The organism is Pseudoprimorskyibacter insulae (assembly GCF_900302505.1).
Taxonomy (GTDB): domain Bacteria; phylum Pseudomonadota; class Alphaproteobacteria; order Rhodobacterales; family Rhodobacteraceae; genus Pseudoprimorskyibacter; species Pseudoprimorskyibacter insulae.
This window is the reverse complement of sequence record NZ_OMOJ01000001.1, coordinates 874,299-891,669: the sequence shown is the minus strand read 5'-3', so window position 1 is coordinate 891,669 and position 17,371 is coordinate 874,299. Positions and strand designations below refer to the sequence as shown.

The window sequence follows — 17,371 nt, the reverse complement described above, 5'->3', positions numbered from 1 at the left end:
CGCCACGGACGCACCGCTTGACCGTTTGCCCCCCCCAACCAATGGCCCGCGATCAGCGCCAAGGCGGCGACAATGTCCATCGTCATGACGGCGGGCGCTTTGCACAGGACCAGCCGCGCCGCGACCTCTCATCCGGGCATCGCCCGCTGGTCACATCGTGTCGTGGCAGACGCCATCAGGTATAGCGTCAGCCTCAGCCAGCGCCGCCCCGGCTTCTCAATCGACCATTCGCGAAAGACGCTGGCGTCCAGAGCGACGATCAACATCATCAACGGAAGAACGGGCGGGTAGAAATATTCGGGGAAACCCTGCTCTCCCGCAGAAACCGCTGTCCCGTGGGATCGCGCATCCAGTCTTGCAGACCTGAGATTTCGGGCATGGTATTGGGGGGCCAGCGCGCCCCGGTTCAGCAAGTCATGACCCAGCCCGGCGCCCGCATTACGTGTTGGGCGATAGAATGGCGGTTTCGGTAATGATCAGGTCCAGCGGTTGATCGGTGGGCTCAATCGGCAGGGCCTGCGCCTCTTGCGCGGCATAGGCAAAGCCGACAGCCAAAACCGGGCCTGATTGGCGCAGCAATTCCAACGTGCGGTCATAAAACCCCCCGCCGTATCCCAGCCGGTGACCATCCTTGGCGAAGGCGACCAACGGCACGATGACGATCTCAGGGCGGATCCATTCAAGCGTCGCGGGGATCTGCGCGCCGAACGCCCCGGCGACCACGGGCGCGTCCGGCTCCCACCGGGCAAAGCGCAGCGGCGTGGCCGCAGCCTCGATCACCGGAACGCCGACAGGGCCATAGGCTGCGGCCTCGGCCATGGCGGGCAGCGGGCTAATCTCGGTCCGAATGGGCATGTAGCCTGCCAAGGGCACCCCGCGATAGCCTGCCAGAAATTCGCTCAGCTTGGCCGCGCGGCCCGGCCCTGCGGTCTCATGCGCGGCCTTGCGGGCGGCAAAGGCGGATTTGCGGGCGGCGGCTTTGGCATCCAGCGTCATAGCAGCACCACGACGGCCAGCCCCAAAAAGGCAAAGAACCCAACCACATCCGTCACCGTGGTTACAAAGGCCCCCGAGGCCAGCGCCGGATCAACGCCGACCTTTTCCAGCAGCACCGGAATGGCCGTTCCGGCCAGTCCCGCGACGACCAAGTTGATGACCATCGCAGCCCCGATCACATAGCCAAGCTGCATCGAGCCGAACCATAAGACCCCGATGATCGACATCACCACGGCAAAGGCCAGCCCGTTGACCAGCCCAACCAGCACCTCGCGTCGGATAACCCTCCAGACGTTCGACCCGGTCAAGTCCTTGGTGGCCAGCGACCGCACCGCCACCGTCAGCGATTGCGTGCCTGCATTGCCGCCCATCGACGCCACAATCGGCATCAGAACCGCCAGCGCCACGACCTGCGTGATGGCCGCTTCGAATTGCGCAATCACCAACGAAGCCAGAACCGCCGTCACAAGGTTGACCGCCAGCCACGGGAACCGCTGGCGCGTGGTTTCGATCACCCGGTCAGACAGCGAGCCTTCGCCCACACCAGCAAGGCGCATGATGTCCTCTTCGTGTTCTTCGTCCAAAACCGCCATCGCGTCGTCGATGGTGATCACCCCGACCAGCCGATCGTTTTCATCGACCACCGGGGCCGAGATCAGGTGATACTGGTTGAACGCATAGGCCACATCGCCTTCGTCGCGGGTGGCGGGGATGATGTGGAACATCTCTTCGGTGATCGACTTCAGCGCCACATCCCGCCGCGACCGCATCAGCTTGCCCAGCGTGACATTGCCCACTGGCCGCAGGCGCGGATCGACCAGCACGACGTGGTAGAAATGTTCGGGCAAGTCTTCGGAACTGCGCAGATGGTCAATCGCCTCGCCCACATTCCAGTGGTCGGGGGCCATGACCACCTCGCGCTGCATCAAGCGGCCCGCCGAATATTCAGGGAAGTTCAGCGATTGTTCGACGGCGACCCGGTCGCTGTCTTCCAGCGCGTCCAGAATGGCCTCGTGCTGGCTGTCGTCCAGATCTTCCAGCAGGTCGACCACATCGTCCGAATCCAATTCCCGAACGGCGTCGGCCAGAACTTCGGGCTTCAGGATGCCGATCACATCCTCGCGGATGGACTCGTCCAGTTCGGACAGGATCTCGCCGTCGAATTCCTTGTCATAGAGCCGGATCAGACGCATCCGGTCATAGGCGTTGATCTGTTCCAGAAGGTCGGCGATGTCGGCCGCGTGCAGCGGCTCCATCAGATCGACCAGCTTTTCCCGGTCCGACACATCCACCGCATACAAAATCGCGGCGACCAAGCGACGGCTCAGCTCATAACCGTCTTCAGGGGCATCACCGGCGTCGATCATTTGCGGTTCGGTTTGCGTCATGGGCCCACCCTGGTCTGGTCGTTCGGCATCAGAATAGAAGATGAATTTGCCAAGCAACAGAGGACTGCGCCAATTTACCTTTCGCAATTGCAGAATTACTCTGATCCCGACGCGACAAAGGAACGCCCGATGCAAAACCCGGAACTGCTGACAGGACAAGTCCTTCTGACCCATGCCAACCCATTTGACGCCCCCGCAACCGAAGCCCTGACGGTGGAACGGCGCGGCGCGGTGCTGATCGACGGCGGGCGCATTGTTGCCACCGGCACGGCAGAGGCGTTGCGCAAGGAAAACCCGCAAGCAAAAACAACCGATTACGGCGACGCGCTGATCCTTCCCGGTTTCATTGACGCCCATGTGCATTATCCGCAGACCGGGATCATTGCCAGCTGGGGCAAGCGGCTGATCGACTGGCTGAACAGCTACACCTTCCCCGAGGAAATGCGCTTTGGCGATGCCGCTTATGCCCAGGGCGTGGCGGACCGCTACCTTGATCTGACGCTGGCCAATGGCACCACCACGGTTTGCAGCTATTGCACCATCCATCCGCAAAGCGTTGATGCTTTTTTCAGCGCCGCGATCGCGCGGGGCCTACGCGCCTATGCGGGCAAAACCTGCATGGATCGCAACGCGCCCGATGGGCTGCGCGACAGCCCACAATCGGCCTATGATGACAGCAAGGCGCTGCTGGAGCGTTGGCACGGACAGGACCGGCTGGAATATGTCATCACGCCCCGGTTCTCGCCGACCTCAACCCCTGACCAGTTGAACGCGCTGGGGGCGCTTTGGGCGGAACACCCCGATTGCCTGATGCAAACGCACCTAAGCGAACAGGTCGACGAAATCGCTTGGGTGCGCGGGCTGTTCCCAAACGCCCGCGATTATCTTGATACCTACGAAACCCACGGCCTGTTAGGTGCACGCGGGCTCTATGGCCACGCCATCCACCTAGAGGCGCGCGAAAAGGACCGCCTTCGTGAGATCGGTGCCGGGCTGGTGCATTGCCCGACCTCCAACACTTTCATCGGGTCCGGCCTCTTTGACATGGCCGGGCTGATGGCGGCGGGTCAACCCATTGGCCTTGCCACCGATACCGGCGGCGGGTCGTCCTTCTCGATGCTGCGCACCATGGCCGCCGCCTATGAGATCGGCCAGCTGCGCGGCACGCCGCTGCACCCGGCGCAGCTGCTCTGGCTGGCCACCGCCGGATCGGCGCAAGTGCTTCATGCCTCGAATAAAATCGGCCGGATCGCACCGGGGTATGAGGCCGACCTTTGCATCCTCGATCTGGCTTCCACCCCGGCAATCGCCCAACGCGCCACCCGCGCCAAGGACATCTGGGAACAGGTCTTTCCTACGATCATGATGGGCGACGACCGCGCCATCATGGCAGTTTATGCAGGCGGCAAAAAACAGATCGGCACTTAAAGCCGCACGCCCGTCTGACCGCGCCGATCACCTGTCTTCACCTTTCTGATAAATACTCGGGGGAGCGCGAGGGGGCAAAGCCCCCTCGCCCCGGTCGGATTGCGCCAGCAATCCGATTCAAAAAATAAAACCGGTCGGATCGCGAAAGCAATCCGATCCAAAATCAAACCTGTCGGATCGCGCAAGCGATCCGATCCCGAACCACCCTTTACCCCGCCAGCCTCAACGCCAAGCGGTTCTGCATCGCAACCGTTGTGCCAAGGTCAATCGTCGTCACCTGCCCGTCGCGCACGATCTGGCGGCCCTCGACGAATAAGTGCTGCACGCGGGTCGGCCCGGCCAACAGCAGGGCGGCGGGATCCCAGCTGCCGGCGCTTTCGACACCGGCGATGTTCCACAGCGCCAGATCGGCGCGTTTGCCCAGCGCGATCTGTCCGCAATCGTCGCGGCCCAGCACCTCAGCCCCGCCGCGCGTGGCGATTTCCAGTGCCTCGCGGGCGCTCATGGCATCCGCGCCATTGGCCACCCGTTGCAGCAACATGGTCTGGCGCGCCTCAAGCATCAGATTGCCCGCGTCATTGCTGGCCGATCCATCGACCCCCAGCCCCACTGGCACGCCCGCATCGCGCATGGCCCGCACAGGCGCGATGCCGCTGCCAAGGCGGCAGTTCGAACAGGGACAATGCGCAACACCGGTTTTACTACGGGCAAACAGGTCAATTTCCCGCCCGTCCAGCTTGACGCAATGGGCATGCCAAACATCCGTTCCGGTCCAGCCCAGATCCTCGGCATATTGGCCAGGCCGGCAGCCGAAGGTCGCAAGGCTATAGGTGATATCTTCTTCGTTTTCAGCCAGATGAGTATGCAGCATGACGCCCTTATCACGGGCCAAAATCGCTGCATCGCGCATCAGCTCTCGGCTGACGGAAAAAGGCGAACAAGGCGCGATGCCAACACGGATCATCGCACCGGGGCGCGGGTCGTGATGGGCGTCTATGACCCGAATACAGTCGTTCAGAATCGCCTCTTCCCGCTCGACCAGATGGTCGGGGGGCAAACCGCCTGCGCTTTCGCCAATGCTCATCGCGCCGCGCGTGGGATGAAACCGCATGCCGATTTCCAGCGCCGCATCAATCGTATCGTCCAGCCGCGAGCCGTTGGGATAAAGGTACAAATGGTCCGAGGTCATGGTGCAGCCTGATAGGGCCAATTCGGCCAATCCGGTCAGGGCGGATATCCGCATCATCTCGGGCGTGAAGCGTGCCCAGATCGGATAGAGCGTTTTCAGCCAACCAAACAACAGCGCATCCTGCCCGCCCGGCACGGCCCGCGTCAGGGTTTGGTACAGGTGGTGATGGGTGTTTACCAAGCCCGGCGTTACAACACAGCCCGCAGCCTCGACCACCGCGCCAGAGGTGGTCAGCCCCTGCCCGATTTCGGCAATCACGCCGCCCCGGATCAAAATATCCGCGCCCCGAAGCTCGGCCCGGTGGTCGTTCATCGTCAGAATCGTATGGGCGTTGCGGATCAGGGTTTCGGACATGGGTTAACTTTCGTTCAAAAGCGCCATGGCGGCGGCGTGCACAGCGGGGTTGGCCGCCGCCAGCGCCCGCCCGCCTTGATGCGCGGGGCCGCCCTGCCAATCGGTGACTATGCCGCCAGCGGCTTCGATCACGGCAATCGGGCCTTGGATGTCATAGGCGTTCAGACCGGATTCGATCACCAGATCCACCTGCCCCGACGCCAGCAGAGCATAGGCGTAGCAGTCCATTCCGTAGCGCGTCAGCTTGGCCTTGGCCGCGACCCGGCGAAAGGCTTCGGCATCTTCGGGCGTGCCAACCTCGGGGAAGGTGGTGAACAGGATCGCGTCGTCCATCTTGCCGGAAGACCGAGTGCGCAGGGGACGGGTTCCATGGGGGCCGCGCAGTTCAGCAAGCCCAAACCCGCCGATGAACCGCTCGCCAATATAGGGCTGGTCGACAATGCCAAAGGCGGGACCATCATCGCCGCCCACGGCAATCAGAATACCCCATGTCGGGGTGCCGCTGATGAACCCACGCGTGCCGTCGATCGGGTCAAGCACCCATGTCAGCCCGGTTGATCCATCACTGCGCCCGTATTCTTCGCCAAGGATCGCATCATCGGGGCGGTGTTCGGCCAGAACGGCGCGCATCGCGCGTTCGGCGGCGCGGTCGGCTTCGGTCACCGGGTCAAAGCCGCCGGCCAGTTTGTTGTCCGTATCCAGACCAGTGCTGCGAAAAAATGGCAAAATGGCCGCGCGTGCAGCGTCGGCCATTTTTTCGGCAGTCATGATTAGACTGCGCTTTGTATCGTCCGTGAGTGTCATGGCGCCCTCATTCTGCGGTTGGCATGTGCTACCGCAGTGGGGCCGTTGCCTCAAGCGACGTCGGACAGAACGCGCGCCAATTCAAACAGGCGGCGGCGCTGATGTTCGGGGATCGCGTAGTAAGACCGGATCAGATCCAGTGCTTCCTTGTCACCCATGAGATCGGCAGGGATCGCTTCGGCAGCGGTTTCCTCGCCCGATTTCGACGCTTCCAGACCTTCAAAGAAGAAGCTGACCGGAACTTCAAGCGCGTCGGCAATGTCCCAAAGGCGGGACGCGCTTACGCGGTTGGCGCCAGTTTCATACTTTTGAATTTGCTGGAATTTGATTCCGACATGTTCGGCCAGCTGTTGTTGTGTCATCCCAACCAGCCAACGACGGTGGCGGATGCGCTTCCCGACATGCACGTCTACAGGGTGCGTCATATCCTATTATCCTTTTACAGTTTCCCTGGCCTTGGCCCGTAAGCCAACGCCGTCCGCTATACCCCGGCTGCGCACCCCTGCAGCTAGTACCATCTACCATTACTTGCATGCAGAAAGCAATATGCTTGGCTTCTGCGACGTGCGTTACCTGAAGGCTACTCGCCTCTGACGGGGTTTTTTATGACATTTTCTTGAAACGGACAATCCAGTATCGCCCGTTAACGCTAATACGTTGACTTTGAATGAAAATGGGGCTGATTGTGGCCGCAGGCAACCAGGAGGAGTATCATGCGGGCATATCAGGTGACGACTTTCGATAGCGCACCCGAAATGAAGATAGCCGACTTACCTTACGTCAGCGTCAACGAGATTCGTCTGCGGATAGAAGCCTGCGGTTTGAACTTCGCAGATCTGCTGATGATGGAGGGAACGTATCAGGATACACCCCCTGTGCCCTTCACGCTGGGGATGGAAGTGGCCGGAACGATTGACGAGGTCGGCCCCGAGGTTACGGGCTTCAAACCGGGCGACCGCGTGGCGGTGTTCGGTGGTTCCGGCGGTTTGGCGGAATATGGCTGCTATCCTGCGGATCGGGCCGTGCGCTTGCCCGACGGCATGAGCGCGGTCGATGCGGCTGCATTTCAAGTTGCTTATGGCACCAGCCATGTGGCGCTGGACTATCGCGCCCGTCTGCAACCGGGCGAGACGCTGTTGGTTCTGGGCGCGGCTGGCGGGGTTGGTCTGACGGCTGTGGAAATCGGTAAGCTGATGGGCGCAACCGTCATCGCCTGCGCGCGCGGGGCGGATAAGCTGGCAGTGGCCAAGGCGGCCGGGGCCGACCATCTGATCGACAGCGACACCGATGATCTGCGCGAGGCGGTGCTGGCCCTTGGCGGGGCTGATGTGGTGTATGATCCGGTGGGCGGCGATCTGTTCAAGGCCGCCTTCCGCGCCTGTAAGCCCGAGGCCCGCGTCATCCCCATCGGCTTTGCCAGCGGGGACGTCCCGCAGATCAAATCGAACCATTTGTTGGTTAAGAACATCACGGTGATCGGCCTTTATTGGGGTGGCTATCTGTCGTTCAAGCCCGAGGTCATAACCAATTCGATGAACCAGCTGTTCCAGTGGTACAGCGCGGGCGACCTGAAACCGCATGTCAGCCACACCTTCCCGCTAGACCGCGCGGGCGAAGGGCTAGAGGCGCTGCGCAGCCGCAAATCCACCGGCAAAGTGGTTATCACCATCTAAACGGGTTGCCCCGACCGCCAAGGCCGGGGCACCCAATCCTCAGGCCAGATGTTCCTTGAAGAACGCGATGGTCCGATCCCACGCCAGTTTCGCCGCCGCCTCGTCATAGCGGGGGGTCGAATCGTTGTGGAACCCGTGGTTCACGCCCGGATAGATATGGGCGGTGTGGGTCTTGCCATGTTCTTTCAGCGCGGCCTCATAGGCGGGCCAACCTTCGTTGATCCGCTCATCCAACTCGGCATATTGCAGCAGCAGCGGCGCTTGGATCTGCGGCACATCCGCAGCAGCGGCCTGACGGCCATAGAACGGCACCGAGGCGTTCAGCTCAGGGTAAGCCACGGCCAGCGCGTTGCACACGCCCCCGCCATAGCAAAAGCCCACACAGCCTGTCTTACGTGCACCAAGCGCATCGCCCGCGCCCTTGGACAGATGTTCGAACCCGGCAAAGAAGTCGTTCATCAGCTTGGCACCATCCACGGTGCGCTGAAGATCGCGCCCTTCGGCGTCATTGCCCGGATAGCCGCCGACCGAGGTCAGACCATCGGGGGCCAGCGCGACAAAACCCGCCTTGGCCACGCGCCGCGCCACGTCTTCGATATAGGGGTTCAGACCACGGTTTTCGTGCACCACCAGAACGGCGGGCGTGGTGTTCACATCCGCGCCCGCAGGCACCACACGATAGGCACGCACCTCGCCATGGCCATTGGGCGACGGGTAGGTCACATATTCGGGCAGAATGTCCGGGTCGGTAAAGCTGACCTGCTGGGCCAAGGCGTAATCCGGCGACAGCATGTTCAAAAGCGCCAAAGCCGTCACGCCACCAACGGCGAATTTGCCCGCCTTGTCGAGGAATTCGCGCTTGGTGATTTTGCCGTGGGCGTAAAAGTCATAAAGGTCGAGAAGTTCTTGATCGAAGTCTTTCGCGGTCATACGCCGCTTCGGTGTCATATCATTCATGCGATAGCCTCCTTGATCGCGCGGGGGGCCTTGCATCTGCCCCCCGACGCTTTGAGGATAGGGCTGAGCAATCATCCGGCCAGTCAGAAATTATGCAAACGACCTTCACTATTTCGACACGGGGCCAAGGCCTTTATGAATTTACGCGGGACGTGGCCAAATGGGTGCGCGGATCCGGCCTGCTGACGCTGATGGTGCGGCACACCTCGGCCAGCCTGGTCATACAGGAAAACGCCGATCCAGAAGTGCAGACCGACCTATTGGCCTATTTCCAACGCTTGGTGCCGCCAACGACCGATCCGTCGATGCGCTATCTGACCCACACCTACGAAGGGCCAGACGATATGCCCGCGCATATCAAAGCCGCCATCCTGCCGATCTCGTTGTCGATCCCGGTGCAGAATGGGCGGATGATGCTGGGCACATGGCAGGGCATCTATCTGTTTGAACACCGTGACAGGCCGCATGACCGGACGGTCGCGGCCTGTCTGATCGAAGGCTGATTACACCTCGCCCGCGAAGTGCTTAAGCACCATGCGGATCGGGTTCGGGGCTGCCTGCCCCAGCCCGCAGATTGAGGCATCGGCCATGGTCTGGCACAGCTCTTCCAGCAAGGGCGCGTTCCAATGCTCGGCCTGCATCAACTTGACCGCCTTTTCGCAGCCCGCCCGGCACGGCGTGCACTGGCCGCAGCTTTCGTCCTCAAAGAACCGCAGCATGTTCAGCGCCGCATCGCGCGCCTTGTCCTGATCTGACAGCACCACCACAGCGGCGGACCCGATAAAGGTGCCATGCGGTTGCAACGTGTCGAAATCCAGCGGGATGTCATTCATCGACGCGGGCAGCAGCCCCGAGGACGGCCCGCCCGGCTGATAGGCCTTGAACTGATGGCCTTCCACCATACCGCCCGCCGCCGCGATCACGTCGTCAATTGTTGATCCTGCAGGCAGCAGGTACACACCCGGCTTGGCCACGCGGCCCGACACCGAATAGGACCGCAGCCCTTTGCGGCCATTCAGCTCAACCGAGTTCAGCACCTCAGGGCCTTCGCGGCAGATCTTACAGACCCAATAGAGCGTTTCGATATTGTGTACCAAGGTCGGGCGACCAAAGACACCGACCTGCGCCACGAAGGGCGGACGGTGGCGCGGGATGCCGCGCTTGCCTTCGATGGATTCGATCATCGCGGATTCTTCGCCGCAGATATAGGCACCGGCCCCACGGCGCAGGTCGATATACCCCGGCTCGACGATTCCGGCCTGCTCCAACGCGGCAATTTCCTGCCGTAGCGCCTTGAGAATGCCGGGATATTCGTCGCGCATGTAGATAAAGCAACGCTCGGCCTCGACCGCCCAAGCGGCAATCAGCATTCCTTCAAGAAAGATATGCGGATGGCGTTCCAGATAATAGCGGTCCTTGAAGGTGCCCGGCTCGCCCTCATCCCCGTTCACCGCCAGATAACGCGGTCCGGGATTGGCGCGGACAAAGCCCCATTTCTTTCCCGACGGGAACCCGGCCCCGCCAAGGCCGCGCAGACCCGAGGCCAGAACCTCGGCCTGTACTTCTTCCCAATCGCCTTGGGCGCGCAGGGCTTTCAGGGTTTCATAGCCGTCACCCGCCACGTAATCGGCCAGCCCTTGGTGATCGGGCATAACCGGGTGCGTGTCCCCCGCCGCAATCGCCGCTTTGATCTTTGGCACATCGGCATGGCCCAGCGGCTTATGCCCCAAGGCCACCGCAGGCGCCACGTCGCATTGGCCCATGCAGGGCGCACGGACAACGCGCACCTCGGCGGGGTCCATGCCTTCCTCAAGCGCGGCCAAAAGCTGTTCTGCGCCCGCGAGTTCACAGGACAAGCTATCGCAGACGCGGATGGTCATCGCGGGGGGCGGTGTTTCGCCTTCTTTGACCACATCGAAATGGGCGTAGAACGTGGCGACCTCATAGACCTCGGCCATGGAGAGGCGCATTTCCTCGGCCAAGGCACGCAGATGCGCGGCGGACAGATGCCCGTATTCATCCTGAAGAAGGTGCAGAAATTCGATCAGCAGGTCGCGTGACCGCGCACGGTCCCCCAGTAGGGCCAGAACATCGGCATGGGCGGCATCCTCAAGCTGGCGTCCTTTGGGGGTCACACGGCCCTTGCCGCGGCCAGATTTCCAAACGCCCTTCTGGTCTTCCAACGCCATGATACATCCTCCCGTCGTCCACGCTGGCGCTAACTAACCGGCTTTCTTTGGGCAAAGCGATGCGAAAAGCGACCAAACCTGCACGCTGACCGGCCCCAAATGGTCCCTGTTTCGCCCGATGGGTGACGGAATTTTCCGATAGGCGTTATATGATCCATATTCCGCACCGGTGCCAAGATGATCCGATTTGCCACGATAACCCTGTCTGCCGCTGTATTTGTTCTGCTGGCCGCGCTGTTTGGCGGGATCTGGCCGGGGATTGCGCTGTTTTACATCACCGCCTTTTCCTTCTTCATGGATAAGCTGATCGCCGCGACCCCGGACGCGCCGGAAGGGTCCGAGTTTCCGGCTGGAAAGACGCTCTCTACCGTGTTGGGGCTTTTGCATTTTCCGGTGTTCTTTGGCGGTATTGTCGCGCTGGCCGTGCCGGGGCATTTGGACACCGTCAACAAGATCCTTCTGTTCATCGCGCTGAGCCTTTTTGTCGGACAGGTCAGCAATTCCAACGCGCATGAGCTGATCCACCGGTCCAGCCGCTGGGTGCGGCGGCTTGGGGCGGCGGTTTATACCTCGATCCTGTTCGGGCATCACACATCGGGGCATCTGCGGGTGCATCACGTGCAGGCCGCAACCTATCCCGACCCCAATTCCGCCCGCATGGGCGAGACGTTCTATCATTTCCTGTTCCGCGCCTGGATGGGCAGCTTCTGCATGGGCCGCGAGGCCGAGACCAAGCGCTATGGCCGCGACCTGAAGCGCCATCCCTACACATGGTACGTGCTGGGCGGGGCGGCGAGTGTGCTATTGGCTGCCCTGTTGGCGGGCTGGCAGGGCGCATTGTGGATGCTGGCGACCTCAACCTACGCACAAGTTCAATTATTGCTATCCGACTACATTCTTCACTACGGACTTCAGCGAAAATTATTGGAAAATGGAAAGTTTGAACCGGTCGGGCCGCGCCATAGCTGGAACACGCCACACTGGTTTTCGTCTGCTATCATGCTAAATGCCTCGCGCCATTCGGACCATCACGCCCACCCGACGCGCCCCTATACGCAACTGCGGCTGGACACCGACACCATGCCGATCCTGCCCTTCCCTATCCCCGCCATGGCGGTCATCGCCTTCTGGCCGAAACTTTGGTTCCGGGTGATGAACCGCCGCGCCAAGGCTTGGGCCGCCTGACGCGCCCATTGCAATACCGCTGACTTGTGGCAGACTGAGGCGATGAAAACCCTTGGTCTGATCCTTGCCCTTCTGGCCCCGGCCACGGCCCTGCCCGCGATGACGGGGGCAGAGTTTCAGGACTATGTGACCGGCAAGACGATCTACTTTGACCAAGCGGGCCAGCCCTATGGGGTAGAACAATATCTGCCGGGGAACCGGGTGCGCTGGTCGCTGCTGGACGGTAATTGCAAAGACGGAAGCTGGTACGAAGACGGCCCGCATATCTGCTTTGTCTATGACGACAACCCGACCCCGCAATGCTGGACTTTTGAACAGCGCCCCGACGGCATTCGGGCGATCTTTGCCAATGATCCGGACCGGCTGGTGCTCTATGAGGTCAGCCAGTCAGATAAGCCGATGCTGTGCCTGGGGCCGGAAGTCGGCGTCTAGAGCTTGGACGAAATCACGCCGGTGTTGAACCCGCCCATGCGCAATTCACCAAACAGGCGTTGATATTCGATCTTGGGACAGCGGTTCATGATCACATCCACGCCCCGCGCTTCGGCCTTTGCGGCCGCCTCGGCGTGTTCAACGCCGATCTGCATCCAGATGGTTTTGAGGTTTGGAAACACCTCAAGCGCCTCTTCCACGATGGGCGGCACGGCCTCGGACCGGCGGAAGATGTCGACCATATCCACGGGCGTGTCGATGTCGGACAGAGATGCGCGCACGGTCTGCCCGAACAGCAGCTTGCCCGCATGGCCGGGATTGACGGGGATCACCTTATAGCCCTTCAGCCCCAGATACCGCGCCACGTAATAGCTGGGCCGCACAGGGTTCAGCGATACACCGACCACGGCCACCGTCTTGGTGCGGGTCAGAATCGTTTTCAGATGATCGTCAGAATAGGTCATGCATCCACCCTACTGCCCTGCCGAAAAAGAAAAAAGCGCCCAAGTAAGTCTTGGGCGCTAGTACGGAACGAGGGACAGTGAAGGGTGTCGCGGGGTTCCGGCCCGCGATCCTACGCTATAAGTTAGGCTCATTTGTCACAGTTTAAAGGGGTATGTGTAAAAGTGGCGGATTTTTTCTTGACTATCCCGATATGCGTCGGCGGAGGTCCGCCGATTTCTACACAAAACCCACCTTGGGTGTCATTTCCCTTCACGACCCCGTGACCGGGACACCCGCTTTCGCCTTTTGTTTCAGACAGCTACGCTGACCATTCTGCCGAATCGGATGACGGCGGGGCCATCCCCCCCGCCCATCAGCATTATTCCGCCGCCGTCAGCATCTGCCAGACGCGATGGGGGGTGAAGGGCATATCCACCTGACGAATGCCGCGATCCCATAGCGCATCCTGCACCGCGTTGGCGACCGATGCCATGGATCCGACGGTCCCCGCCTCGCCGCAGCCCTTCATCCCCATGGGGTTGCGGGTGGACGGGACAGGTTCGGTGTCAAAGGCCACGAACGGCAGGTCGTTGGCGCGCGGCATGGCGTAATCCATGAAGGTCGCGGTCAAAAGCTGGCCGTCTTCGTCATAGACCACATGCTCGCTCAGCGCTTGGCCCGCGCCCTGCGCGACGCCGCCATGGACCTGACCTTCTGCCAGCATCGGGTTGATCATATTGCCGAAATCATCAACGACCGTGTATTTGTCCAGCGTGACCTTGCCCGTTTCGGGGTCGATCTCAACCTCGGCGATATGGGCACCGTTGGGATAGGACCGGCCCGGAATTTCATCGACCGCTTTGAACGACAGCAGGTCTTCGCGCTGATCGTCCCGCGCCATGGCCGCCACATCAAGCATGGACGGCGCCTCGTTCGAGCCTTCGATGCGGAACGTGTCGTCATCAAAGCTGATCTTATCCTCATCCACACCAAACTTATCGGCAAGATAGCCGGTATAGGCCGTCACAATGTCCGACACAGCCTTGAGCGTCACGTTGGTCTGCGTGGTGACAGACCGCGACCCGCCCGTGCCGCCGCCCTTGGCAATCAGGTCACTGTCGCCCTGAACAAAGCGGATCTTGTCGGCGGGAATGCCGGTCTGGTCGGCCAAGAACTGAGTAAAGACGGTTTCATGCCCCTGCCCGTTCGACTGGGTGCCGACATAGATGGCAACGCCGCCGTCCTCTTCGAAGTCGACCTGCACGCGTTCGTCGGGGTCGCCCAGAATGGATTCGATGTAATAGCACACGCCCATCCCGCGCAGCTTGCCCGCCGCCTCAGATGTGGCTTTGCGCCCGGCGTAGCCAGCCGTGTCACCCAGTTCCATCGCGCGGTCCAAAACGCGGTTGAAATCGCCCACATCGTAGTTTTCGCCGGTCACGGTCTGGTACGGGAACTTCGCCACAGGGATAAAGTTCTTGCGGCGCAGTTCAAGCGGATCAACGCCCAATTCACGCGCGGAACGGTCCATCATCCGCTCCAGCACATAGATCGCCTCGGGGCGGCCAGCGCCGCGATAGGCATCGACCTGCGTGGTGTTGGTGTAGACGCCCAGCACGTTCAGCCAAGCGGTTTGAATGTCATAGACGCCGGGCATGACGCGGGCGAACAGGAAGGATTGGATCATCTGCCCAAAGCCCGAGTTATAGGCCCCAAGATTGCTGATCGTCTTGATCCGATACGCGGTGATCCGGTGATCGGCGTCAAAGGCCAATTCGGCCAAGGATGTCAGGTCACGCCCGCCGTTGTCTGTCAGCATCGACTCGGTCCGGTCGGCGGTCCAGCGCACGGGTTTGCCCAATGCGCGGGCGGCGAAGCAGCAGACGAAATATTCAGGATAGGGGAAGGATTTCATCCCAAAGCCGCCACCTACATCGGGTTGGGTCACGCGGACGTTTTCGGGATCAAGCCCCAGCATACGCGCCACGTTGGTCTTGATGCCCCAGACGCCCTGTCCGCCCATGCACAGATGCATGCGGGAGCCATCCCATTCTGCGAAACAGGCGCGCGGCTCCATCGAGTTGACGATGATCCGGTTGTCCCCCACATCGAGCGAGACCACATGCGCCGCCTCGTCAAAGGCCTTCTGCGTGGCGTCTTCATCGCCGATGCCGTAATCATAGGCCAGGTTCTCGGCAACCTCGTCATGGACAAGCTGGCCGCCGGTGGCCAGGCCCAGATGCGCGGGCAGTTCGTCATAGTCGAACTCGATCAGTTCGGCTGCGTCTTTGGCTTGATCCATCGTTTCGGCAAAAATCATCGCAATCGGTTCGCCCACAAAGCGCACCTTGCCATGGGCCAGAACCGGGCGTTCCGGTTTGGCGCCGTGCGTGCCGTCGCGGTTGGGGGCTGCGGTGGAATCAAGCGTGATGTCCATCCCGCCGTCCAGCAGATCCTGCGCGGTTAGAACCAGATGCACCCCGTCGGCGCTGCGGGCGTCATCGACGTTCAATCCGGTGATCGTGGCATGCGCCACGGGCGATCGAAACATGTAAGCGAACAGCGCGCCTTCGGGCACGATATCATCGACATAGCGCCCCTGACCCGTCAGGAAACGTACATCCTCAACCCGCTTGACCGGCTGTGCCTTGCCAAATTTTTCCATGGTCTGATCCTCCCTGATGGCGCGTTGACTTGGACTTTAGTCGGCATACGCCGCATGTCCAGTGCTTGCGCAAACATCAGTGAGGTCAGGTTTTGTCGGCGCCTTCGGTGCCGTATTTCTGGATCAAGCCGCCTTGGGTCATGAAAAAGGCAAACAGTGCCGCTGTCAGGCCGAAGGTTTTGAAATAAACCCATGTTTCAGTGGTGAAAAAACGCCAGATCACTTCGTTCGCGATAGCCAATGCAAAGAAGAACATCGCCACGCGCTTGGTCAGGATCATCCAACCTTCGTGACGCAGCGGCATCGCGCCTTCCATCACATATTCCAGATAACTGCGCCCCTGAAGAATGCCCGCGCCCAAAATTGCGGCGAAGATCATGTAGATCAGCGTCGGCTTCATCTTGAAGAACCGCTCATCATTGAGCCAGACCGACAGCCCGCCGAACACGATGACCAGAACCACGGTCACGACCTGCATTTTCGACACTTTGCCCGACAGCCGCCACAGCAGCCCGGTGCAGGTCAACAACAGCGGGATAAAGGCCGCCGTGACGACGATAAACCCATCGTATTCCGTGCCGCCAATGACAAAGCTGCGATCCTTAAGCAGCAGGTACGCGGCGAAAAACGCCAGCACGGGGCCCAGCTCCAACGCGGATTTCAGCAGCGGATTGACTTGCTTGTCGTCCATAGACATTCCTTCCGGGTTGGGCCTTAGGCCCCCATTTCAACGATCACGGCGCCGATTGCAATCAATGCCATCAGCGAAATTCGACGTGGGCCCACACGCTCTTTCAAAAGCACGTAACCCACAAGCGCGGCAAAGACGGTCGACGTCTCGCGCAGAACGGCTGCCTCGCCCACCTTGTCAAGGCGGGTTGCCAGCATGATAGAGCCGAAGCTGAAGAATGCCACGATGGCACCTACAACACCCCGTCCAAGCAACGGCAATACAGCCGGGCGGTTTAACAATTGCTTCCAGCGCAACCCGGCGAGGATTGGCATCGCGATTCCGTCGATCGTGAAAAACCACGCTAGAAATGTAAATGGATCAGCGGTGGCGCGAATGCCATAGGCGTCATAGGTTGTATAAAGCGCAACGAACAACCCTGTTGCGACCGCCAGCCCCAAAGCGGCGGGCAAACTATCGCGCGCCGATGTCAGATATCGCAGGTTATAGACCGCAAGCCCAAAGATCCCCGACAGCAGCACCGCCACGCCAAGCCATTGGACCGGGGTGAACACCTCGCCGAAGATGAGGCCCGCACCGAAGACGGCGAACAAGGGACCTGTGCCGCGCACCACCGGATAGACCACATGGTAGGCGCCTTTGGTGTAGGCCATTGCCTGAAGCAGTTTATACGCCGTGTGGATGACAAAGGCCCCGGCGAAGATCGGCCACATATGCGGCTCGGGCCATGGGACCACAAAGAGCGCGATGGGCAGCGCCATCAGCCCGTAACTGATGTCAATCGCCCCGCGCGACAGCCACGGGTCATGCCGCCCTTTTTGCAGCGCCCCAAAGACCGCGTGCAGAAAGGCCGCCAGCAGGGCAAGTGCCAAGGCCAGATTGTGCCCTGTGGCCGTGCCTTCGATTGAGATCAGCCAATCGCTCATGTGTGGTGGGGGGCGGATCGGGTTCGGTGGCGCTGGCTGACGCCAGCGCG

The 17,371-nt window shown here is 61.0% G+C and carries 17 protein-coding genes; 6 read left to right on the top strand and 11 right to left on the bottom strand.

Annotation, left to right across the window (positions count from 1 at the left end; all coding sequences use genetic code 11):
- The first annotated feature begins 72 nt into the window (after window positions 1-72).
- On the top strand, window positions 73-291 hold the full coding sequence (locus tag PRI8871_RS19415) for a hypothetical protein (RefSeq protein WP_146188652.1): 219 nt from the start codon (window positions 73-75) through the stop codon (window positions 289-291).
- A gap of 147 nt (window positions 292-438) precedes the next feature.
- On the opposite strand, the gene PRI8871_RS04485 is transcribed toward PRI8871_RS19415, so the two are convergent.
- A complete protein-coding gene (locus tag PRI8871_RS04485; protein ID WP_108884961.1) occupies window positions 439-996 on the bottom strand; it encodes a 5-formyltetrahydrofolate cyclo-ligase in 558 nt (185 codons plus the stop codon).
- A complete protein-coding gene (gene mgtE / locus PRI8871_RS04480) occupies window positions 993-2,384 on the bottom strand; it encodes a magnesium transporter (RefSeq protein WP_108885204.1) in 1,392 nt (463 codons plus the stop codon). Before mgtE ends, PRI8871_RS04485 begins: the two co-directional genes overlap by 4 nt.
- A 129-nt stretch (window positions 2,385-2,513) precedes the next feature.
- On the opposite strand from mgtE, the gene guaD reads away from it, so the two are divergent.
- Complete coding sequence (gene guaD, locus PRI8871_RS04475; RefSeq protein ID WP_108884960.1) at window positions 2,514-3,812, top strand: guanine deaminase; 1,299 nt, start codon at window positions 2,514-2,516, stop codon at window positions 3,810-3,812.
- Between the two features lie 208 nt (window positions 3,813-4,020).
- Here the strand turns inward: guaD and PRI8871_RS04470 are convergent, their stop codons facing one another.
- From PRI8871_RS04470 to PRI8871_RS04460, 3 genes are all read right to left on the bottom strand, one after another.
- Window positions 4,021-5,355 carry an 8-oxoguanine deaminase gene (locus PRI8871_RS04470; protein WP_108884959.1) on the bottom strand — a complete coding sequence of 445 codons (1,335 nt, stop codon included), beginning with the start codon at window positions 5,353-5,355 and terminating at the stop codon, window positions 4,021-4,023.
- 3 nt (window positions 5,356-5,358) lie between these two features.
- Entirely contained in the window at window positions 5,359-6,123 is a 765-nt protein-coding gene (locus tag PRI8871_RS04465) for an inositol monophosphatase family protein (protein ID WP_108885203.1), read from the bottom strand.
- A gap of 86 nt (window positions 6,124-6,209) precedes the next feature.
- The gene (locus PRI8871_RS04460) at window positions 6,210-6,584 is read right to left on the bottom strand and encodes a helix-turn-helix domain-containing protein (RefSeq protein ID WP_108884958.1); all 375 of its coding nucleotides are present in this window, start codon (window positions 6,582-6,584) and stop codon (window positions 6,210-6,212) included.
- Window positions 6,585-6,872: 288 nt separating this feature from the next.
- On the opposite strand from PRI8871_RS04460, the gene PRI8871_RS04455 reads away from it, so the two are divergent.
- Window positions 6,873-7,832: an NADPH:quinone oxidoreductase family protein gene (locus PRI8871_RS04455; RefSeq protein WP_108884957.1), complete on the top strand. Its 960-nt coding sequence runs from the start codon at window positions 6,873-6,875 to the stop codon at window positions 7,830-7,832.
- Window positions 7,833-7,871: 39 nt separating this feature from the next.
- Here PRI8871_RS04455 and yghX read toward each other — a convergent pair whose 3' ends face one another.
- Entirely contained in the window at window positions 7,872-8,780 is a 909-nt protein-coding gene (gene yghX, locus PRI8871_RS04450; RefSeq protein ID WP_219929004.1) for a YghX family hydrolase, read from the bottom strand.
- Between the two features lie 101 nt (window positions 8,781-8,881).
- On the opposite strand from yghX, the gene PRI8871_RS04445 reads away from it, so the two are divergent.
- Entirely contained in the window at window positions 8,882-9,292 is a 411-nt protein-coding gene (locus PRI8871_RS04445) for a secondary thiamine-phosphate synthase enzyme YjbQ (RefSeq protein WP_108884955.1), read from the top strand.
- On the opposite strand, the gene PRI8871_RS04440 is transcribed toward PRI8871_RS04445, so the two are convergent.
- On the bottom strand, window positions 9,293-10,978 hold the full coding sequence (locus tag PRI8871_RS04440; RefSeq protein WP_108884954.1) for an NAD(P)H-dependent oxidoreductase subunit E: 1,686 nt from the start codon (window positions 10,976-10,978) through the stop codon (window positions 9,293-9,295).
- Window positions 10,979-11,155: 177 nt separating this feature from the next.
- Between PRI8871_RS04440 and PRI8871_RS04435 the strand changes: the two genes are divergently transcribed.
- Entirely contained in the window at window positions 11,156-12,163 is a 1,008-nt protein-coding gene (locus tag PRI8871_RS04435) for an alkane 1-monooxygenase (protein ID WP_108884953.1), read from the top strand.
- Window positions 12,164-12,205: 42 nt separating this feature from the next.
- On the top strand, window positions 12,206-12,595 hold the full coding sequence (locus PRI8871_RS04430) for a hypothetical protein (RefSeq protein WP_108884952.1): 390 nt from the start codon (window positions 12,206-12,208) through the stop codon (window positions 12,593-12,595).
- On the opposite strand, the gene PRI8871_RS04425 is transcribed toward PRI8871_RS04430, so the two are convergent.
- From PRI8871_RS04425 to PRI8871_RS04410, 4 genes are all read right to left on the bottom strand, one after another.
- The gene (locus PRI8871_RS04425; protein WP_108884951.1) at window positions 12,592-13,059 is read right to left on the bottom strand and encodes a CoA-binding protein; all 468 of its coding nucleotides are present in this window, start codon (window positions 13,057-13,059) and stop codon (window positions 12,592-12,594) included. The two genes, PRI8871_RS04430 and PRI8871_RS04425, sit on opposite strands and share 4 nt — an antisense overlap.
- Window positions 13,060-13,418: 359 nt before the next feature.
- Window positions 13,419-15,704 (bottom strand): xanthine dehydrogenase family protein molybdopterin-binding subunit, encoded by a 2,286-nt coding sequence (locus tag PRI8871_RS04420; RefSeq protein WP_108884950.1) that lies wholly within the window; start codon window positions 15,702-15,704, stop codon window positions 13,419-13,421.
- An 85-nt stretch (window positions 15,705-15,789) separates the two neighbouring features.
- Window positions 15,790-16,395, bottom strand: coding sequence for an inner membrane-spanning protein YciB (locus PRI8871_RS04415; protein WP_108884949.1), 606 nt, complete (start codon window positions 16,393-16,395; stop codon window positions 15,790-15,792).
- Window positions 16,396-16,418: 23 nt separating this feature from the next.
- Entirely contained in the window at window positions 16,419-17,321 is a 903-nt protein-coding gene (locus PRI8871_RS04410; protein ID WP_108884948.1) for an EamA family transporter, read from the bottom strand.
- Window positions 17,322-17,371: the final 50 nt, after the last annotated feature.

Excerpts from the sequence above, each read along its gene's own strand:
- PRI8871_RS19415 (WP_146188652.1), top strand. The coding sequence starts at position 73 with ATGTCCATCGTCATGACGGCGGGCGCTTTGCACAGGACCAGCCGCGCC.
- PRI8871_RS04485 (WP_108884961.1), bottom strand. The coding sequence starts at position 996 with ATGACGCTGGATGCCAAAGCCGCCGCCCGCAAATCCGCCTTTGCCGCC.
- mgtE (WP_108885204.1), bottom strand. The coding sequence starts at position 2,384 with ATGACGCAAACCGAACCGCAAATGATCGACGCCGGTGATGCCCCTGAA.
- guaD (WP_108884960.1), top strand. The coding sequence starts at position 2,514 with ATGCAAAACCCGGAACTGCTGACAGGACAAGTCCTTCTGACCCATGCC.
- PRI8871_RS04470 (WP_108884959.1), bottom strand. The coding sequence starts at position 5,355 with ATGTCCGAAACCCTGATCCGCAACGCCCATACGATTCTGACGATGAAC.
- PRI8871_RS04465 (WP_108885203.1), bottom strand. The coding sequence starts at position 6,123 with ATGACTGCCGAAAAAATGGCCGACGCTGCACGCGCGGCCATTTTGCCA.
- PRI8871_RS04460 (WP_108884958.1), bottom strand. The coding sequence starts at position 6,584 with ATGACGCACCCTGTAGACGTGCATGTCGGGAAGCGCATCCGCCACCGT.
- PRI8871_RS04455 (WP_108884957.1), top strand. The coding sequence starts at position 6,873 with ATGCGGGCATATCAGGTGACGACTTTCGATAGCGCACCCGAAATGAAG.
- yghX (WP_219929004.1), bottom strand. The coding sequence starts at position 8,780 with ATGACACCGAAGCGGCGTATGACCGCGAAAGACTTCGATCAAGAACTT.
- PRI8871_RS04445 (WP_108884955.1), top strand. The coding sequence starts at position 8,882 with ATGCAAACGACCTTCACTATTTCGACACGGGGCCAAGGCCTTTATGAA.
- PRI8871_RS04440 (WP_108884954.1), bottom strand. The coding sequence starts at position 10,978 with ATGGCGTTGGAAGACCAGAAGGGCGTTTGGAAATCTGGCCGCGGCAAG.
- PRI8871_RS04435 (WP_108884953.1), top strand. The coding sequence starts at position 11,156 with ATGATCCGATTTGCCACGATAACCCTGTCTGCCGCTGTATTTGTTCTG.
- PRI8871_RS04430 (WP_108884952.1), top strand. The coding sequence starts at position 12,206 with ATGAAAACCCTTGGTCTGATCCTTGCCCTTCTGGCCCCGGCCACGGCC.
- PRI8871_RS04425 (WP_108884951.1), bottom strand. The coding sequence starts at position 13,059 with ATGACCTATTCTGACGATCATCTGAAAACGATTCTGACCCGCACCAAG.
- PRI8871_RS04420 (WP_108884950.1), bottom strand. The coding sequence starts at position 15,704 with ATGGAAAAATTTGGCAAGGCACAGCCGGTCAAGCGGGTTGAGGATGTA.
- PRI8871_RS04415 (WP_108884949.1), bottom strand. The coding sequence starts at position 16,395 with ATGGACGACAAGCAAGTCAATCCGCTGCTGAAATCCGCGTTGGAGCTG.
- PRI8871_RS04410 (WP_108884948.1), bottom strand. The coding sequence starts at position 17,321 with ATGAGCGATTGGCTGATCTCAATCGAAGGCACGGCCACAGGGCACAAT.